22 protein-coding genes are annotated in these 14,954 nt (G+C 43.7%); 2 read left to right on the top strand and 20 right to left on the bottom strand.

Annotated elements, in window-relative coordinates; translation table 11 throughout:
• Positions 1-19 precede the first annotated feature (19 nt).
• Positions 20-883, top strand: a complete 864-nt coding sequence (locus tag ACFOEK_RS19625) for a LysR family transcriptional regulator (RefSeq protein ID WP_386723186.1) — start codon at positions 20-22, stop codon at positions 881-883.
• Here the strand turns inward: ACFOEK_RS19625 and ACFOEK_RS19630 are convergent.
• The 19 genes from ACFOEK_RS19630 to ubiU form a co-directional block, all read right to left on the bottom strand.
• Complete coding sequence (locus ACFOEK_RS19630; protein WP_386723187.1) at positions 880-1,425, bottom strand: hypothetical protein; 546 nt, start codon at positions 1,423-1,425, stop codon at positions 880-882. The two genes, ACFOEK_RS19625 and ACFOEK_RS19630, sit on opposite strands and share 4 nt — an antisense overlap.
• Positions 1,426-1,911 carry a GNAT family N-acetyltransferase gene (locus tag ACFOEK_RS19635; RefSeq protein ID WP_386723188.1) on the bottom strand — a complete coding sequence of 162 codons (486 nt, stop codon included), beginning with the start codon at positions 1,909-1,911 and terminating at the stop codon, positions 1,426-1,428.
• 29 nt (positions 1,912-1,940) lie between these two features.
• A complete protein-coding gene (locus tag ACFOEK_RS19640) occupies positions 1,941-2,396 on the bottom strand; it encodes a helix-turn-helix domain-containing protein (protein ID WP_386723189.1) in 456 nt (151 codons plus the stop codon).
• Positions 2,397-2,537: 141 nt separating this feature from the next.
• Complete coding sequence (locus tag ACFOEK_RS19645) at positions 2,538-3,152, bottom strand: CHAP domain-containing protein (protein ID WP_386723190.1); 615 nt, start codon at positions 3,150-3,152, stop codon at positions 2,538-2,540.
• Between the two features lie 7 nt (positions 3,153-3,159).
• A complete protein-coding gene (locus tag ACFOEK_RS19650; RefSeq protein ID WP_386723191.1) occupies positions 3,160-3,384 on the bottom strand; it encodes a DUF6500 family protein in 225 nt (74 codons plus the stop codon).
• Between the two features lie 56 nt (positions 3,385-3,440).
• Positions 3,441-3,569, bottom strand: a complete 129-nt coding sequence (locus tag ACFOEK_RS19655) for a hypothetical protein (protein ID WP_386723192.1) — start codon at positions 3,567-3,569, stop codon at positions 3,441-3,443.
• Positions 3,570-3,712: 143 nt separating this feature from the next.
• Positions 3,713-4,147: a hypothetical protein gene (locus ACFOEK_RS19660; RefSeq protein ID WP_386723193.1), complete on the bottom strand. Its 435-nt coding sequence runs from the start codon at positions 4,145-4,147 to the stop codon at positions 3,713-3,715.
• 204 nt (positions 4,148-4,351) lie between these two features.
• On the bottom strand, positions 4,352-5,080 hold the full coding sequence (locus ACFOEK_RS19665; protein ID WP_386723194.1) for a suppressor of fused domain protein: 729 nt from the start codon (positions 5,078-5,080) through the stop codon (positions 4,352-4,354).
• Positions 5,081-5,164: 84 nt separating this feature from the next.
• Positions 5,165-6,289: a site-2 protease family protein gene (locus ACFOEK_RS19670; protein WP_386723195.1), complete on the bottom strand. Its 1,125-nt coding sequence runs from the start codon at positions 6,287-6,289 to the stop codon at positions 5,165-5,167.
• A gap of 159 nt (positions 6,290-6,448) precedes the next feature.
• Positions 6,449-6,961, bottom strand: a complete 513-nt coding sequence (locus ACFOEK_RS19675; RefSeq protein ID WP_386723196.1) for a DUF3592 domain-containing protein — start codon at positions 6,959-6,961, stop codon at positions 6,449-6,451.
• A 36-nt stretch (positions 6,962-6,997) separates the two neighbouring features.
• Positions 6,998-7,414, bottom strand: coding sequence for a hypothetical protein (locus ACFOEK_RS19680; protein ID WP_386723197.1), 417 nt, complete (start codon positions 7,412-7,414; stop codon positions 6,998-7,000).
• A gap of 108 nt (positions 7,415-7,522) precedes the next feature.
• Positions 7,523-8,311 carry a PA3715 family protein gene (locus ACFOEK_RS19685; protein ID WP_386723198.1) on the bottom strand — a complete coding sequence of 263 codons (789 nt, stop codon included), beginning with the start codon at positions 8,309-8,311 and terminating at the stop codon, positions 7,523-7,525.
• Positions 8,308-9,120 carry a PA3715 family protein gene (locus tag ACFOEK_RS19690; protein ID WP_386723199.1) on the bottom strand — a complete coding sequence of 271 codons (813 nt, stop codon included), beginning with the start codon at positions 9,118-9,120 and terminating at the stop codon, positions 8,308-8,310. Before ACFOEK_RS19690 ends, ACFOEK_RS19685 begins: the two co-directional genes overlap by 4 nt.
• Before the next feature lie 315 nt (positions 9,121-9,435).
• Complete coding sequence (locus tag ACFOEK_RS19695; RefSeq protein ID WP_386723200.1) at positions 9,436-9,909, bottom strand: hypothetical protein; 474 nt, start codon at positions 9,907-9,909, stop codon at positions 9,436-9,438.
• Positions 9,910-9,920: 11 nt separating this feature from the next.
• Entirely contained in the window at positions 9,921-10,547 is a 627-nt protein-coding gene (locus tag ACFOEK_RS19700; RefSeq protein WP_284381765.1) for a LysE family translocator, read from the bottom strand.
• Between the two features lie 149 nt (positions 10,548-10,696).
• Positions 10,697-11,155, bottom strand: a complete 459-nt coding sequence (locus ACFOEK_RS19705) for a DUF6368 family protein (protein WP_386723201.1) — start codon at positions 11,153-11,155, stop codon at positions 10,697-10,699.
• 73 nt (positions 11,156-11,228) lie between these two features.
• A complete protein-coding gene (locus tag ACFOEK_RS19710; RefSeq protein WP_386723202.1) occupies positions 11,229-11,738 on the bottom strand; it encodes a hypothetical protein in 510 nt (169 codons plus the stop codon).
• A 199-nt stretch (positions 11,739-11,937) separates the two neighbouring features.
• The gene (locus tag ACFOEK_RS19715) at positions 11,938-12,843 is read right to left on the bottom strand and encodes a U32 family peptidase (protein WP_386723203.1); all 906 of its coding nucleotides are present in this window, start codon (positions 12,841-12,843) and stop codon (positions 11,938-11,940) included.
• 14 nt (positions 12,844-12,857) lie between these two features.
• Positions 12,858-13,853 (bottom strand): ubiquinone anaerobic biosynthesis protein UbiU, encoded by a 996-nt coding sequence (ubiU, locus tag ACFOEK_RS19720; RefSeq protein WP_386723412.1) that lies wholly within the window; start codon positions 13,851-13,853, stop codon positions 12,858-12,860.
• Between the two features lie 204 nt (positions 13,854-14,057).
• Between ubiU and ubiT the strand changes: the two genes are divergently transcribed.
• Positions 14,058-14,651, top strand: coding sequence for a ubiquinone anaerobic biosynthesis accessory factor UbiT (gene ubiT, locus ACFOEK_RS19725; protein ID WP_386723204.1), 594 nt, complete (start codon positions 14,058-14,060; stop codon positions 14,649-14,651).
• A 62-nt stretch (positions 14,652-14,713) separates the two neighbouring features.
• On the opposite strand, the gene ACFOEK_RS19730 is transcribed toward ubiT, so the two are convergent.
• Positions 14,714-14,947 (bottom strand): hypothetical protein, encoded by a 234-nt coding sequence (locus tag ACFOEK_RS19730; protein WP_386723205.1) that lies wholly within the window; start codon positions 14,945-14,947, stop codon positions 14,714-14,716.
• Positions 14,948-14,954: the final 7 nt, after the last annotated feature.

Raw genomic sequence — 14,954 nt, forward strand, 5'->3', positions numbered from 1 at the left:
AATCATCTATAACATCGACATGCTTGATCAAATCTCCTCTTTGAATTATTTAAAAACCTTCGCCATTGTCGCCAAGCATCTCAGCTTTAAAGACGCAGCCAAGGTGCTTAATATCACCCCAACAGCGGTTTCCCATCAGATTAAAAGCCTAGAAACTCAGCTACGAGTTCAGCTGTTTGAACGTCATACTCGCGCCATCAGTCTGACTAACTCCGGCGCAAAACTTGCCCACTCATGCCAAGATTTATTAACGCAGTTGGATCATGCACTGGATGATATTCGACAGGATAAAAATGATATTTCCATCTCTTGCTGTAACTCCTTCGCCGCACTTTGGCTAACCCCAAGGAGCGCTCAGATAAATCAACACTTCCCAAGCAACACTCTGAAAATTTGCGCCAGCGATAGTTTGGTGGATTTAAGGAGAGAGAAACACATTGATCTGGCCTTACGATATGGTCTGGACGAGGAAGCAACAGACGAAGTATTTCTAACTACGGAGAAAATCGCGCTGTATCGCAGCCCGCACTACCAGCCACCAAAGAACCAAAAGGCTACCCTCTTTGTCACACACTGGCCGGAGAATGGCCTACTCAAAAACCTGGATTGGCAACGCTTTGTTGATTCAAGCGAGTTTGACGTAAAAACCTTTGAGCAAGAGTATTTTGTTCTGCAAGCCATCATGACAGGCCAAGGCTATGGCCTATTGAGTAACGTGCTCAGCGCAACGGCACTGTCACAAGGTTGGATTAGTGAAGACCAAACAATCCCAGCCTTCGATGGCTACAGTTACTGGCTTCGCATCAATCCCGAACGAGAAGGTATTTCAGCGGTTGAACATTTCAGTGATTGGATGAAACAAGAACTTGGGAAAATGACTTAATCGTTACACAGGCGTTGGCAAAACTCTTCGTACCCTTCCTGATCATAGTTTTTGGAATAACGGTTCATAAAACCATGCAGGTAATGGGTTTGTTCAATCGTCACATTACTCTTGTTTTCAAGCTCAACCATTAAATCCGACACAGAGAAATGCGCTTCATGCGCAGGTAAAACAAGCTTAGTGGGAAAACGAGGATTGGTCTCAACGGCATGTCGAATTTGAGAACTGTAAAAACACTGGGCATCGACTACATTGGTCAGCAGCCTACTCTCTGAACAGTTCCATATTGCCGATCCTCCGACACTGAAACCGATTAAACGTATATCGGTCGAAACAGATTTCAGATGATCCAACAACATTTCGCTATAGCGTTGCAGACCGACTTCTTGTGTGAAAACGCTATAGGCCTCGGCTTCATCCGCAAAGCCCATATGCTTGGATTGGTAGGGATCTACGATATCTGCATTTCCAGAGATTCGTGAAGCTAAACATTCGAGCGAATCCGTTCTTCCGAAAATGTCTGATACCAGAATATAGCGCACTTAATGTCCTAACTGTTTATGCATGACATAGCTATCAACATAGCCAAGCTTACTGTGTTTATACGCAGACGGAATCGTACCCACAATGTTGAAACCAAGCTTTTGCCACAAAGCTACCGCCACGTCATTAGCAGATACTACAGAGTTAAATTGCATGGCCTTAAAACCAAGCTCAATAGCCACCTGCTGAGAATGTTCACAGAGTTGTCGAGCAATGCCCTTTCCCCTTGCCGCTTCGGCTACCATGTAACCACAGTTACAAATGTGATTGCTTGGCCCCATGCCATTGGCTTTTATGTAATAGGAACCAAGAACCTGATCACCTTCCACAAAAACAAATGCCTTCAAGGGTGACTCACACCATAAGTCATACGCCTGCTGAAAACTCATCTCAGGATCAAACGCATAGGTTTCTTGTGCGTTTATAACTGATTCGAATGTCGGCCAGAACACCTCAAAGTCCGCTTTGGTCATTTCCCTGATCACAAATTCCTCCTTATATAACTCAACCATATCTACGACGTTGTCTCGTACCAAATACCATATTGGTCACCCTGCCATCTCAGCAAAAGAAACAAGTAGGCCGTTGCTAGCATAATTAAGCCGCCGACTAGCGCCGCCTCACTGACAAGCCCCAAACCACAGAACAGAAAACCAGTCAGATGAGAAACCAGTTCAACCCTGATGGCCGTGTTTCGCTGAGGTCGTACTTGCAGAAAGTTGATCACAAACCACAACTTCACAAAGATAGGCAGCTTTTTCCAATTTTCGGAGCTTTTATCAATTTTAAGAGCCGGTTGATTCAAGGTATCAAGGTCGATATCAAGCGCTGCGGCTAAACATTTCTGGGACTCTAAACTCGCCTTTTGACCACTTTCGATTCGTTGAATTGTCCTCACACTTAAGCCAGACATTTCTGCCAACTGCTCTTGTGATAAATGGCGGCTTATCCTTAACTGTTTCAGAATCATGCGTATTCTCCTTTGCTTCTGAACCAGAATATTTATTGTTATTTTGCACTGTCAGGTACGAAAAGCACCCGACAGTTACCCGACAGAGGGTGGTTTAGACCGGTTTCAGAAAAAACGTAGCTACGATTACGACTGAATACATCAATAAACCTTTCCAAAGCCAGCCAAAATCCAACCTCTTTCGATAGGTGATTCCATATCCACTTCTTGAGCAAAAAGCGTTTTAGGTGCTGATTCCATAACCCTATAACCACCATCAAATACTTCCGTCACCAAGGCAACATGAGCAATGTAGCCATTCTTGGATTTACGATAGAAAACCAGATCTCCGATCTGGGGTGAATATGAAACTGATTGAAGTGAACCAATGGATTGGAAGTACGAGAAGAGATTTCTTGCCCGTCGATGAAAGAATGGATTACTCGGGTTATTTCCATTCCTTGAATCATAGAGCTCAGGGCGTTGATTAAAGCTTTTCTCTAATAAAGTTTTGAAGGAATATCCTGCCTTCCCATAAGCGATGTTCGGAACATCACTGCATACGATAAAGCCGATACGACCACCAATATTGTCATACATGCCCATAAGTGGGTCATAGGGAGTCCCGAAAAGATTGCGTGAATTTTCAATCACTGCACTCACTTCAGGTAAGCCATTTAACTCCGTAAATTCACGCTCTCCTTTATATGTTAGACAATACAAAAGGATGGGCACGAGAAGAACGATTACTATAAAAAGGCCTAGTAGTTTTTTCATAGTGCCCTTAACTTTTAGGAAACATCTGAACCAGCTGTTTAATTTTCACAGCCTTTTCAAAGTGATCAAGCTGATGAGTTTTAATCCACCACTCAGCTGCTTCCATCAATAGTTCAGGGTCATCATTTTTGTTTGCAAAAAAGGCATAAAATGAAAGCCCCACACTTTCCCCTTTGCTGGCAATTTTCTTATCACAGATTTCGATAATTTTATGTCTAAGGCTTTCTCTCATAACTACCTATATTGCTCTTAATCACATCAGCTATAGCTCAACCAACAAGCTTACAATCACTCTTTAAACGTATTCTGAACTTCGCGTCTAAGCGCGTCTTTTGCGCCAGACTCTAAACACATTCCGTGGGCCGCGACCAAAGCCTCAAAATCAAGAGCAAGTAACTTTTCGAAATCAGATCTCATAGAGCCACCTTTCGGCGTCACTCGTTTCAACCAAGGAGGCCCAATGTTAATCCCCGTTTTGAATCCGAGTAATTTGAATGCGAACTTGGTAAATCGAGTAAAATAGCTCCAATCTACATGATATTGAACACTGTCGGTAGTAATCAGAAGTTTATGATCATTAAGCAGCAATGCAGCCTCAGGATATTGAGCAGTTTCAAAAATAAAGAACAAAGAGTTTGGAAAAGGGCTTTGAGTGTCCGAAGAAATTGTGTGTGTAGCGTTGAGTTCTGGATAGGATCTTGACCACTTTGAGCCCAGAATTCACATTGATAGCGATCTAGATAAAACGAGTCATCCAGGCCATGAAAATCGCCTAAACGGATGACACGCCTGACCTTCCCAAGATCATCAAGGGAGGCCAACCCTTGCTCGCTCATTCGAACAGGATTAATTAACGTCAAATCCTCACCTTCCTTAAGAACGACCATATTCCTATTCATTCGCATACCCGGCCCCATTTTAATACTGCCATGCAGTAAGTAGACGCCAGGATACAACGCTTTCAATTCATCGTGCGGATACGCAGCTGGATACATGACTCCTCCTTGAGAAATAGAGATATTTTTTTGCCGTACTTCCGTTTAACGCCGAGTGTATTTATTCATAAATAAGGAGGGAGTACAAACGAACCAACAATTAAATTGATTTAAACCTCAGCCACAATCAAACTGTCTGGTTCACAGGTCATCTGTCGGAACATAACGTAAAGCACTGACTAATAATCTATCTCCACTTTAAATTCAAAACACACCAAACCGCTTTTTCGCAACGTTTTTACGATTAACATCAATCAATTCCCAAGCATTAATCTCGTCTAATTTATCCAACAGCGCATCACTTCCTTTAGCTAACTTCAAGTTCATTTCTTCGCTATATAAAGGGACGATACTAAAGAACTCAATAATTTTGTCTTGGGAGATATGGAGACGAGTAAACTCATCAGGTACATACAAGGGTGGAAGCAGGATGACACCGCTGAGCTTTGTATTTTCTGCAAAACTCTCTGCTGGATCACCATTTGGAATCGTGTGCCCAAAGCCCAACCATGTATCATATTTGTGAGGAAAACGAGCTAGGTATTTCAGCTGACGAATAGGCCAGTACCATCGCTCATCCTTAAATGACTCCTCATCAACATGCCAGGATTCAGGCAGAGTAATCATCAATTCCATATATTTAGTCATAGCAGCTTCTTCTGGTACGTTCATAGGAAGATCACTCATACCTGATGTAATCAGTATGTGGAAGGGTTGTTCTTTAGTTGGTTTCACATAGTGAATATCAATATGAACGGTATCTGAGATCAGTTCATGAAGAACTAACTCGACCTCACCAATGTGCGTCTCAATGTGATTAGAAATTTCCTCAATACACTCTTCTCCATGTGGTGACTCCCATTCTTTTTCACCATCCGTATATCTATAAATTGGGGCTCCAGACAGTGATACCAGATTGTCTTCCTTGCTCATTTACTTCTCCATTTATTCAATCCACATTAGCTGTATCAAATACAGTGTAATCAGCATACCTTTGTTATAAGCACATTAAACTTCTTAACTCCCCAGTATTTTCATGGGCAAGCTCAGGATTGGGTTTTGCGAGTCAGCAAAGCTATAGATCACTAAAATGTGCCCTGCCGAAACAAGAAAATACCAAACCGCCGAGAACAGCTGTCCATAGGTATCAAGAGGAACCAGATGCGAAAACTGTCGTTGTCGCCATTCAAAGACAATTTCCAGTGATCCCACAATCAAGAAGAAAACCAACAGCGCCAATCCAAAGGTGTAAGATAACCATAAGCCCAAACCAATGCCTGCCAAACATACAGAAAGACCTACCCACGAGCGCATGGAAAAGCTGATACTTTTTAATATATGACCGCCATCCAGAGGCAAAATAGGCAACAGGTTAAATAGATTTAACAGAGAACCAAGCACTGCAGCGCCTGCAAACAATTCCAGACCGGTAATAGCAAATAACAACCAACACCCCAGTGACATAAATAAGCCAAAACACGGGCCCATGATGGATATTACTACATCCTGCCATCGGGTATTAATTTTATCGTCTGAGACCGCCAAGCCACCCACAAACGGGATCAAATAAATGCCTTTGGTCTTGATACCAAAATATTTCATCGCTCTAACATGGCCGTATTCATGAGCGACTAAACAAGCAATTAAAACCAGCGCAAACTCTAGGGAAAATAACCACGCATAGCCTGCAACCGAAGCTCCAGCCAATGCAGCTTTTACCACCTTGGCACTTTTTAATAGTTTAAACGCCAGCGCTGCTAGCCCTATCAGACTGGTGTGCTTTTTCGCTTTTACAAGGTGCCCGTCGCTGGGTAGCGGGCACTGACCGCTTTCTTGTTGTCGTTCCCCTACCCATAATTGATAGCTGAGATTGTTGTCTTGCGCTTGTAAATTCAAGCTGATAGATAAGGTCTTATCGGGCTGCTCTGGAGCCCTGACCTGTAATTGAAAACGGTGCACAACTTCATTAGTTTGTACGTCTGCCAGTTCTGCGCAGCTCACCAATTGCTCGCCCCAGTAAAGACGTTGCACTGCTTCGTTGTCAGTGGTCAATCGTAATGGTTTGCCTATTAGCTCCAGGCTCAATAATTCAGTTGTTTCTGGGTTGGGAAAATCGACTTGGTTTTCTTCTAAGTTAGACAAGTGAAATAACTCTCGATAAAAATAGTCCGGCAAGTGTACTGAAATTCATCATCAATTTTAAACGTCTAAGTGAATACGCTCTTAGCCAGTATGGATAAAATTCTTTGCCTCTATCACTTCGAATTAATAATTACCCGCTGGAAAAATCACTATTCATATCTAAACCTCAGTCACAATAAAGCTGTCTGGTTCGCTGCTCATCTGTCGGAACATAACGTAAAGCACCGCCAAGAATATAAGACTGAATAGAACAAACCCAACAATCATAAAGGGATGCATTGTAGGGATGATCACCGCACTCTCTGGATCGTCCGGGTCATAATGAACTTGAATGACTTTTGTTCTCGGAAACTCTGCCACTAAGGCTTGCGCTTCTTCCTTAGAGTAACCTGGGATGGCACCGGTAATGTCTCGTTTATTTTCTTTGTGATAAAAGTCTTCACCCACGGCATAGACGTACTCTATCCCTACTTCGTAATGAGGGTCGGCACTGCTCCCTTGTGTATGAATTTCTTCTATCCAGGTATTAACGACCATGCCCTTGGCAGTTGGCCAATCAAAAGAAGCATGAGCTCGCCACAGTGCATAACCAGACACCAGTACACTGAGCAAAAACAAAGAGAACATGAACCAAATAAAGTACGAAACTTGCGAGATTCTAAAGAATTTCATCATCACCTGCTTATTGAAATCCAAGTAAGACAGAGCCTAAGAGAAGTGCAACCAAAGCATTAACAGCGTCAGAACAACAACCCCCACACTGCACATAAGACCTTCATGGACGTAACGCCAAAACACCCAAGACACATCTTGAGGAGGATCTTCACGAACATACTTAAGACGATCAGGTAGGCTCCCGGAACGCCAGATACATATACCTATAACCAATGTCAGCATTACAAAAGCAGCATAAAGCCCTGCCTTCTCCATAGACCCCCAACTGATCAGAGCACACAATGCAGGCATATAAGGCAAGATGGTTAAGCGGTAATACATGGGCCGATCGACCGCACGTAAGATCCAGCCTTCAAAACGGGATTTTGGCTGACGCTTGGTATACAACAACCGATGCTTTGCGCGATTACTTAGGTTAGGCCGGTCCTTCAGACTACGCTGACGTATCATTCTATATCTGACCACCAATCAACACGCTGGCGTATTCTATAGCCAGGCCACCCACTATTAGAGTGACCCATTATTAGAGTCGGCCCGGCATCGTTCATCATCATGCAATTACAAATTTTCTGGATCAGACCAGCGGTAACTTGGCAGCTCAGATCGGTCGATACTGTATTTTTCTCCATCGTATTTGAAGATATAGGTATGGCCTCGAGATTTCTCAAACCCTTTTCTGTAGCCTGACTTACTTTCAAAAACACCCTTCGACTTCAGTTTGATGTCCGCAAACCCGTAATGCTTGGTTGGCAATATCTGCAGATGAGACTTGGCAACTTCTTTTTCCCACTCAACACTATTGTCACACATAGACCCTTCATGAACTCGTGAGTATTCCGTTGGCAAGTTTTCAACCAACCGAGTCAGAATGTGGTTTTGATAGACAAATAAATTCAAGAACTGTCCACGAGACTCTCGTTCACAGCCAAGGTCAGCGCCTGTATTGAGCCGAACACCGAATGCTCTGACCTGATCATTCAAGGCATAATTGGCCGTATCCAACCAGATACTGTCCGGACGAATTTTTGCCTGTTTCCCTTCATGAATGAATTCACGATGGACCGCCTGTACCTTATGGCGCTTACTGTCGAGAATCACCGTATTCCACTGATATGTGCGTTCACCCGGCTTTGCACCATCCGTCCAGACAAAGTAAGACGCCAGTGTCAGCTCCGGGCGATTAGGCAGTGCTTTACATACCGGCCAAGAAAGCGGACCAAACAGGTGCTTGCTCTCTTCTAACGATTCCAATTGCTCAGGTGAACAGGTTTGAGCAGCCATCACTGCGGAAGCAGAAAACAGAGTGCCTACTGCCATTAACTTCAAGGTGTTATATAAAGATCTCATAACTGCCACCATTCCTTAGCCGGAAGCTCTTCCCACTTCACGGGATACCTATGACCATCAAATTTCAATGTCGTTTTATAGATCTTGGTTTCAATCCCTGACGATTCTTCTTCCAACATTTCCGCCTCACTTAGCTCTTCCATGCTGGACTGATCGTACACATCAGTTACAGTTTCGGTACTAAGTATCAAATCCCGATATCCATTAGTCTTGGTGTCCGCCAAACTTAATTGCCCTTGACCATGTAATGTTTTCTTATCGCCATAACGATCACAAGCAGTTCCCTCTACCACGTATCTTTGCTGCAATGGCAGGTGTTTTAGCACAGGTTTCAACGCCTTACCTTCACGCACAAATAAGGTAACAAACTGATCACGAACAATGTCGCTACAATAATTATCACCCGTAATATCCGCTCGAATAGCAAAGGCATTGATTGTATCGTTTAACGGGTAATTGGTGCTGTCAATAATGAACGCTTCTGGGTCATAATCTCCCTCACGCACCTTAATGTTTGGCCCTTCCCAAATATGTAAATTGCCCGAAGCAACCACCTCCGGGGTTTCTGTTTTGACCAACAACACCCGTAACATTAAATGACGCTCACCGTCTTCTCCGTCAACCCATGTGTGATACAACATCACCTCTAACGAGTCATCTGCCGGATAAGAATCACACGTCCAAAAAAGGCTGTTACGAAACTGGTTAGAATCTTTCTCCCAAGCCCGAAAGGCATTATCCGAACAGGATGAATCTGCAAAGACACTGCCGCTAAACAGCAATGCCGACATCAATAAAAACTTTTTCATTACAACTCTCTTATTCCTTATGCGACTCAAGGACGCACGATCCATTTAACGTAAAAAACATAGATGCGAGCACTCAGATACGTTGCTCTGCAAGGGCACTGTCGAAGAAAAAATAGGAAGGGAAATTTAGCAGCACGGAACATTGTGCATTGGGTAGGCATACAACATCGTCCTTGATAAACCTTAAGGTACGGAATTGTATGAAACTGATGAACAATGTAAATACGACAAAAATGATCTGAGGCAGATTTAATGTTTTAAAATGTTAACCTGTTGGTTAATTTAAATAAAAAAAGGTGATTCTAAACCATCCTCTTAACGCTCAATCAAAAGCATCCAGCTGGCAGCCACCATCAAAAACACTATCGAATACATTTGGAAAATGGCAATAGATCGTCTCGGGTGCATTTTAATGTGTTTAAACCGTTGTAACGTCGAATAAACAATTACCGCCCCCACTGTGGTATACACAGCCATAAACGTCATTAATGAAGTCGCAACTACGCCATCTAGTGGTATTTTTTCCGCAAAAAATATCTTCGCTTCCACCAATAAAAGAAGAAATGGAAGTATAAAAAACAGGACTATAACGCGACCGAGAGGAAACCGCCCCATAGAAGCGATAAAGCCCTTCTTAGAACGCTCAGGCTTGGAAGCTGACGCCTCACTTTGCTGGAAATCGCCTCTACTGATTAAAACCTCTATCTCCTCTTCTTTTTGGTGTGATGACAACTCACCGGAATGCATCAATTTATTCAGTTGTTCAGACGTATGATCGCTTAAAGCCATGATGACTACTCCTATCGCTGTTTCATAAAGGCCACGGCCAAACCGGAAGAAACAAAGGTCACCCCAGCTCCAACATTTAAGCCAGACACCAACTTAGGTCGGTTTCTCAACCAATCTGATAATTGAAAAGAAAACACGCCCATCAAGCTGAAACCGATGGCTGTTAACAGAGCAAACCAAACCCCATAGCCAATCATCTGGCCTGTTACGGAACCTAAGCTCGGATCAACAAATTGAGGAACAAAGGCAAGCACGAACATCCCTGGTTTTGGATTCAGTGCAGCCGAAAGAAAGCCTGTTGAGAAGATGGTTTTCAGCGGCTGTTTTTTCGCAGGCTCCAATGAGAACAAGTTCTTCGAGCGAAGGACTTTAACCCCCAACCAGATGAGATACGCAGCGCCAATAATCTTCACCACGTAAAAGGCTATTTCAGACGTTTGGATCAACAGAGTTAATCCAAAGGTGGCTGCCATTACGTGAAACAGAATGCCAGCACCTGACGAAAGGCCAGAAACAGTCGCAGCCAATCGACCTTGGCTTAACCCTCGCCCTACCGCAAGTAAGTTGTCCGGCCCTGGAGAGATAACCAACAATAAACAGGCAAGTGTGTAGGTGATGAATACTTCAAGTGGGAACATAAAACCTCCTTGTTATGTTGGCTTGGCAGTTATGCTCAAACGCAAATCCATTGCTGTCTGCAGACATTTATTAAGAAAGGAAGTAATTAGAACACAAGGCCATACCTTGACGCATTCATTTTTTAACTATAAGGACAAGAAATAACTTCTTACTTCACCAACCAAAAGTCTTTATGGTCTCGCCATAACTTCACTAATGAAGGACCTAACAAACTAGCGCCGTCATATAGTACATGCTCTGGATCATTTAGTATGAACTCGTCCGATGTAAAGTCCGCCAATGGTAATCCCAAATCAACAAAACCATTAAGCCGTTTCGAAAACTCCACACATAAATCACCCAGATAGAAATAGTCTTCTTTTTGATTAGACATAGCAGAAAAAACCAGTTGATATTTCGGCGCCCAGCCAATCAAGCTATCTAACCCTACGTACTCCTCTTTCTCCTGTTCATACTCCCAACCAAAGGAATAAGCAAACGGTGAACCCTTAATCCAGAAATCATTAGATCTAACTACATCAGAGAGTTCTTGTATTCGAACTATCACATCTGACTTTTCAGCGTCTGAGAGTATTTCTTTCAAAAGTATTCTGGTTGCTGGGCCCATCGCTGCCTCCTTACGTCTGTCAATGGCAGAACTAACACCGAATACCTTAGACTTTTGAGACAGAGTTATGGGATTAAAGAAACTTAATTGTCTCTACAGCATACCCGTCATGATCTTCATATTGAATGATAGATAACTCAATTACTTTTCCGTGATTTGACCAAATGACTGATGTCTTAAATTTACAGATCAAACTCGGTGTACCCATTGATTGACTATAACAACCAAGTAACTCTGGTTCTGAGTGACTTTGATAGACACCAAGCTGCGATAACTGTTTTAAGATAGGTTCGAACTTAGCAATCGGCGTATGATTCAGGAATTTCTCACTCAAATAAGGTTCTACAGATGACGCCTCCCAACTAGACAGATCACGAACAAACTGATTTGTGAACTCACCCACTTTGGAAAAAAAGATCTCTTCTTTTTGTTTAAAATCGAATCTGAGATAACCAAAAAAAATCAATAAAACAATGAAGATCCCTCCAAAGATCATTAGTAACGCTTTAAAGACACTTTTAGGCTTTAATCCTTCAGTAGCATCACCGCTGAAGCCTTTTGAATTATGTTTTTCTGTGTTCATGTACAACTCATAGAATGAAAAGAAAGGGCAATTAAATAGAAATTGTTTCTAAAAAATTGGGCGGCATAGTATCCAGTTGCTTGAGTAAAAACAAATTCATAAAGATTAAAGTGAATTCCACGTAAAGATGCAGCACTCACTTTTCCGGAAAAGCCCTTCCCTTATGATTCCATTCAATAAAAAACAACCAAAGAAAAAACTACACCACCGCCATACCGGCAATCCTGTTCCAGTAGCCATTACAGTGTTGTTCATTGAGCGGCAGCACTTGGTTCTCCCCTGCTTCCATGGCTTGTTTTAAATCCGCTACTATCCCCAACACTTGGTCGTGCTCCGGCACGATTCTAAGATGCGTTGCGCCTTTGGCAACAAGATCTTGCCATTGGTTGAGTAGATTTAAGCATTTACCCGATTGAGTTTGAATGCCATTAAGAGTGAAGATTTCCAGCCCGTCCTGACTTTTGGCTTTGATGCCTTGCGGGTGTTCAAGGCAGATGAACTTGCATTGGTCTTTCGGGTAGTCGTAATGCCGCGCGGTGTAGCATCGAGCTGAGTACGCGAGGGTCATGTGACCATAGGCCATGATCTCAGTGTCGATGTCTTTCACCTGAGTGGCTTTGTAGTCGCTGACGATTTGTGCCACTTGATCACCGGCCATTTCCAGTTGTGGCAACCACCGGATTGCCCCCGCTTCCACCAGCACTTGAAGGGAGTCTGCGTTGTAGATGTTCATTGCTGAGCCAATCACGAAGAACGCATTGAGATCGGAGAGGTACTTCACTGCGGCCATGTCATTGGCTTCTACCAGATAACCTTCTTCCGCCGCGCGTGTGCAAAGCTGTTTGAGTGAATGCAATTCGGACTCTGCTTCGATTAATGCCAAGGTTGAGAGCACTACTTCTTTGCCATGTTCAACAAGGTGAGCTGCGATTTCAAACCAATTATCCAGCCTTAATTCACGGCGTTTGGAGCAAACGGTTTCGCCGAGATAGACCACATCCACATCGGACGTTGCGACGTCTTTATAGAAGGCTTGGACTCGCTCTTTCGGCCAAAAATAAGGCAAGGGAGCAAGTGAAATCTTTATTGGTTGAGTCTGTGTCATTGTCGTTTTCCTCCTTATTGCCATGGTCGTGAATAAGCGCCAAGTGTGGTTTGTGCCCCTTCAGATAAGGTCTGCAAGGTGCTGAACCATTGGGCTTCGGTTTTGAAGTCTTCCGGGTTTGCCATTAGACGATCAATGGCCTCTCGCCAGATACCAACCACCTGCCCGACATAGGCAGGGCTTCGCTGACGCCCTTCGATTTTAATGGCCTTAACGCCGGTCTTATGAAGTTCAGGAAGGATGTTGAGCGTGTTCAAACTGGTGGGTTCTTCCAACACATGATAGGTCTTACCTTCAGCCTCAAAGCGACCTTTGCATAGGGTTGGATAACCAGCTTTCTCGCCCGGACCATAACGATCAATCACCACATCGTTTAGCCGTGATTCCAATACATCACCGTCTTCTTTCCATTCCACAAACTTGGCTGGTGAACATACGCCTTGGGTGTTCGGTGATTCGCCCGTCATGTAGGAAGAGAGATAGCATCGACCTTCCGCCATGATGCACAAGCTACCAAAACCGAACACTTCTAAATCCACCTTGTTGGCTTCCGCCACTTGTTTCACTTGTTTGAGCGACAGAACTCTTGGCAGAATGGCGCGACGGATATTGAAACGATCTACATAGAATTCCAACGCCGCATAGTTTGTGGCTGACCCCTGAACTGAAAGATGAATCGGAATATGCGGATACTTAGAGGTAGCGTAATCCATCACACTAAGATCGGCCGCGATCAAAGCATTAGCTCCGATATCTGCAACACGGTCTACTGCATCTCGCCACAACTGTTTGTTCTCTTGCTGGGCATAGGTATTGATGGCGACATATAGTTTGGTGCCTTTATCTTGAGCGTACTTGATAGCTTTTAAGGCTTTCTTGTCGTCGAAGTTCAACCCTGAAAAATGGCGGGCATTGGTGTTGTCTTTGAAGCCGATAAAAACGGCATCCGCCCCTTTATCGACGGCTAATTGAAAGGTGGGCAAGTTCCCGGCTGGGCACACTAATTCCATGGATTCTGCGTCCATATTTTTTTACTCCTCAGAAGCCCGGCCAGGGGATTTTGAACACCCCAAAAACCCGACTATTTTTATCGGATAACAGGCGCACTCTACTCTGAGCAGCAAATTTAGCCTTGATGTATATCAACACAGGCCAAGAACAGATGCGGTCTAATAGTCACGATTTATAAGGAACCCTACAGGAGTTTTACTAAGATGCTTACGGTCAAAACATTACTTACCAAAAGCCTGATCAGTCGTCTTCCGACTCCATTAGATATCGTTCGTCGCCCTGCCTATTACGCAGCACTGCCGGTTCGAAAAAGCCCAGAACTTGTTCAACAAAAAGTCATTCAAAAATTGATGAGTGATGCCCTCAAAACCACCATTGAAGACGGTGATTTTGATTGCCTGATTAATCGCAAGGTAAAAATCAATGTAGTGGATGCCAACTATCAATTTTGTATTGGTTTAAATGCCAGGCAGGAACTTCAGGTTTCAACGGCTCATCATTTGACTCTAGAACCTGATACAGAGATCAAACTGGACAGCGATGCCATCATCAAGATTCTGACCAAACAAGTGGACCCGGACACCCTCTTTTTCCAACGACGTTTAGTGATTCTTGGAGATATGGATTTAGGGCACGAAGTTAAAAACACCCTGGACGCGATTGAACATGATTCACTTCCCAAGCTCGCCCAATGGCTAATGAATAACCTAATGCCAAAAGTTGCTCAGGTTCAAACCTGGGGGCAAGATTTGGCGGAAGCAATTCAGTATCGGGAATCGCTGCAAATAAAAGGTTGATGAAAGCGAACCAGATAGATACTTAATAACAGAAACGGGAGGCATGTTCCTACCTCCCTCTTTCAACAATCACCGCCACCCCCGCAGTCTCCGCCTCCACCCCAGAAGCCACCACCATCGCCGGAACCACCATGACCACCGGGGCCACCATCCGTACCCAGTAACTTTCCTAGCCCGATGAACACGAACACTACGCATACGATGGGCGAAATTAGGTTATAAAACGTTTGCTCTGAATTCAGATCTGTCAGATATCCAAAGCCTAAAACACCTAACCAAATTAACCACCAAGGCATATTACAC

The organism is Litoribrevibacter euphylliae (genome assembly GCF_042646085.1).
GTDB lineage: Bacteria > Pseudomonadota > Gammaproteobacteria > Pseudomonadales > Litoribrevibacteraceae > Litoribrevibacter > Litoribrevibacter euphylliae.

Excerpts from the sequence above, each read along its gene's own strand:
- ACFOEK_RS19690 (WP_386723199.1), bottom strand. The coding sequence starts at position 9,120 with ATGAAAAAGTTTTTATTGATGTCGGCATTGCTGTTTAGCGGCAGTGTC.
- ACFOEK_RS19645 (WP_386723190.1), bottom strand. The coding sequence starts at position 3,152 with ATGAAAAAACTACTAGGCCTTTTTATAGTAATCGTTCTTCTCGTGCCC.
- ACFOEK_RS19655 (WP_386723192.1), bottom strand. The coding sequence starts at position 3,569 with ATGAGATCTGATTTCGAAAAGTTACTTGCTCTTGATTTTGAGGCTTTG.
- ACFOEK_RS19625 (WP_386723186.1), top strand. The coding sequence starts at position 20 with ATGCTTGATCAAATCTCCTCTTTGAATTATTTAAAAACCTTCGCCATT.
- ACFOEK_RS19660 (WP_386723193.1), bottom strand. The coding sequence starts at position 4,147 with ATGTATCCAGCTGCGTATCCGCACGATGAATTGAAAGCGTTGTATCCT.
- ACFOEK_RS19730 (WP_386723205.1), bottom strand. The coding sequence starts at position 14,947 with ATGCCTTGGTGGTTAATTTGGTTAGGTGTTTTAGGCTTTGGATATCTG.
- ACFOEK_RS19675 (WP_386723196.1), bottom strand. The coding sequence starts at position 6,961 with ATGAAATTCTTTAGAATCTCGCAAGTTTCGTACTTTATTTGGTTCATG.
- ACFOEK_RS19685 (WP_386723198.1), bottom strand. The coding sequence starts at position 8,311 with ATGAGATCTTTATATAACACCTTGAAGTTAATGGCAGTAGGCACTCTG.
- ACFOEK_RS19640 (WP_386723189.1), bottom strand. The coding sequence starts at position 2,396 with ATGATTCTGAAACAGTTAAGGATAAGCCGCCATTTATCACAAGAGCAG.
- ACFOEK_RS19680 (WP_386723197.1), bottom strand. The coding sequence starts at position 7,414 with ATGATACGTCAGCGTAGTCTGAAGGACCGGCCTAACCTAAGTAATCGC.
- ubiT (WP_386723204.1), top strand. The coding sequence starts at position 14,058 with ATGCTTACGGTCAAAACATTACTTACCAAAAGCCTGATCAGTCGTCTT.
- ACFOEK_RS19665 (WP_386723194.1), bottom strand. The coding sequence starts at position 5,080 with ATGAGCAAGGAAGACAATCTGGTATCACTGTCTGGAGCCCCAATTTAT.
- ACFOEK_RS19650 (WP_386723191.1), bottom strand. The coding sequence starts at position 3,384 with ATGAGAGAAAGCCTTAGACATAAAATTATCGAAATCTGTGATAAGAAA.
- ACFOEK_RS19710 (WP_386723202.1), bottom strand. The coding sequence starts at position 11,738 with ATGAACACAGAAAAACATAATTCAAAAGGCTTCAGCGGTGATGCTACT.
- ACFOEK_RS19700 (WP_284381765.1), bottom strand. The coding sequence starts at position 10,547 with ATGTTCCCACTTGAAGTATTCATCACCTACACACTTGCCTGTTTATTG.
- ubiU (WP_386723412.1), bottom strand. The coding sequence starts at position 13,853 with ATGGAATTAGTGTGCCCAGCCGGGAACTTGCCCACCTTTCAATTAGCC.
- ACFOEK_RS19695 (WP_386723200.1), bottom strand. The coding sequence starts at position 9,909 with ATGGCTTTAAGCGATCATACGTCTGAACAACTGAATAAATTGATGCAT.
- ACFOEK_RS19715 (WP_386723203.1), bottom strand. The coding sequence starts at position 12,843 with ATGACACAGACTCAACCAATAAAGATTTCACTTGCTCCCTTGCCTTAT.
- ACFOEK_RS19705 (WP_386723201.1), bottom strand. The coding sequence starts at position 11,155 with ATGGGCCCAGCAACCAGAATACTTTTGAAAGAAATACTCTCAGACGCT.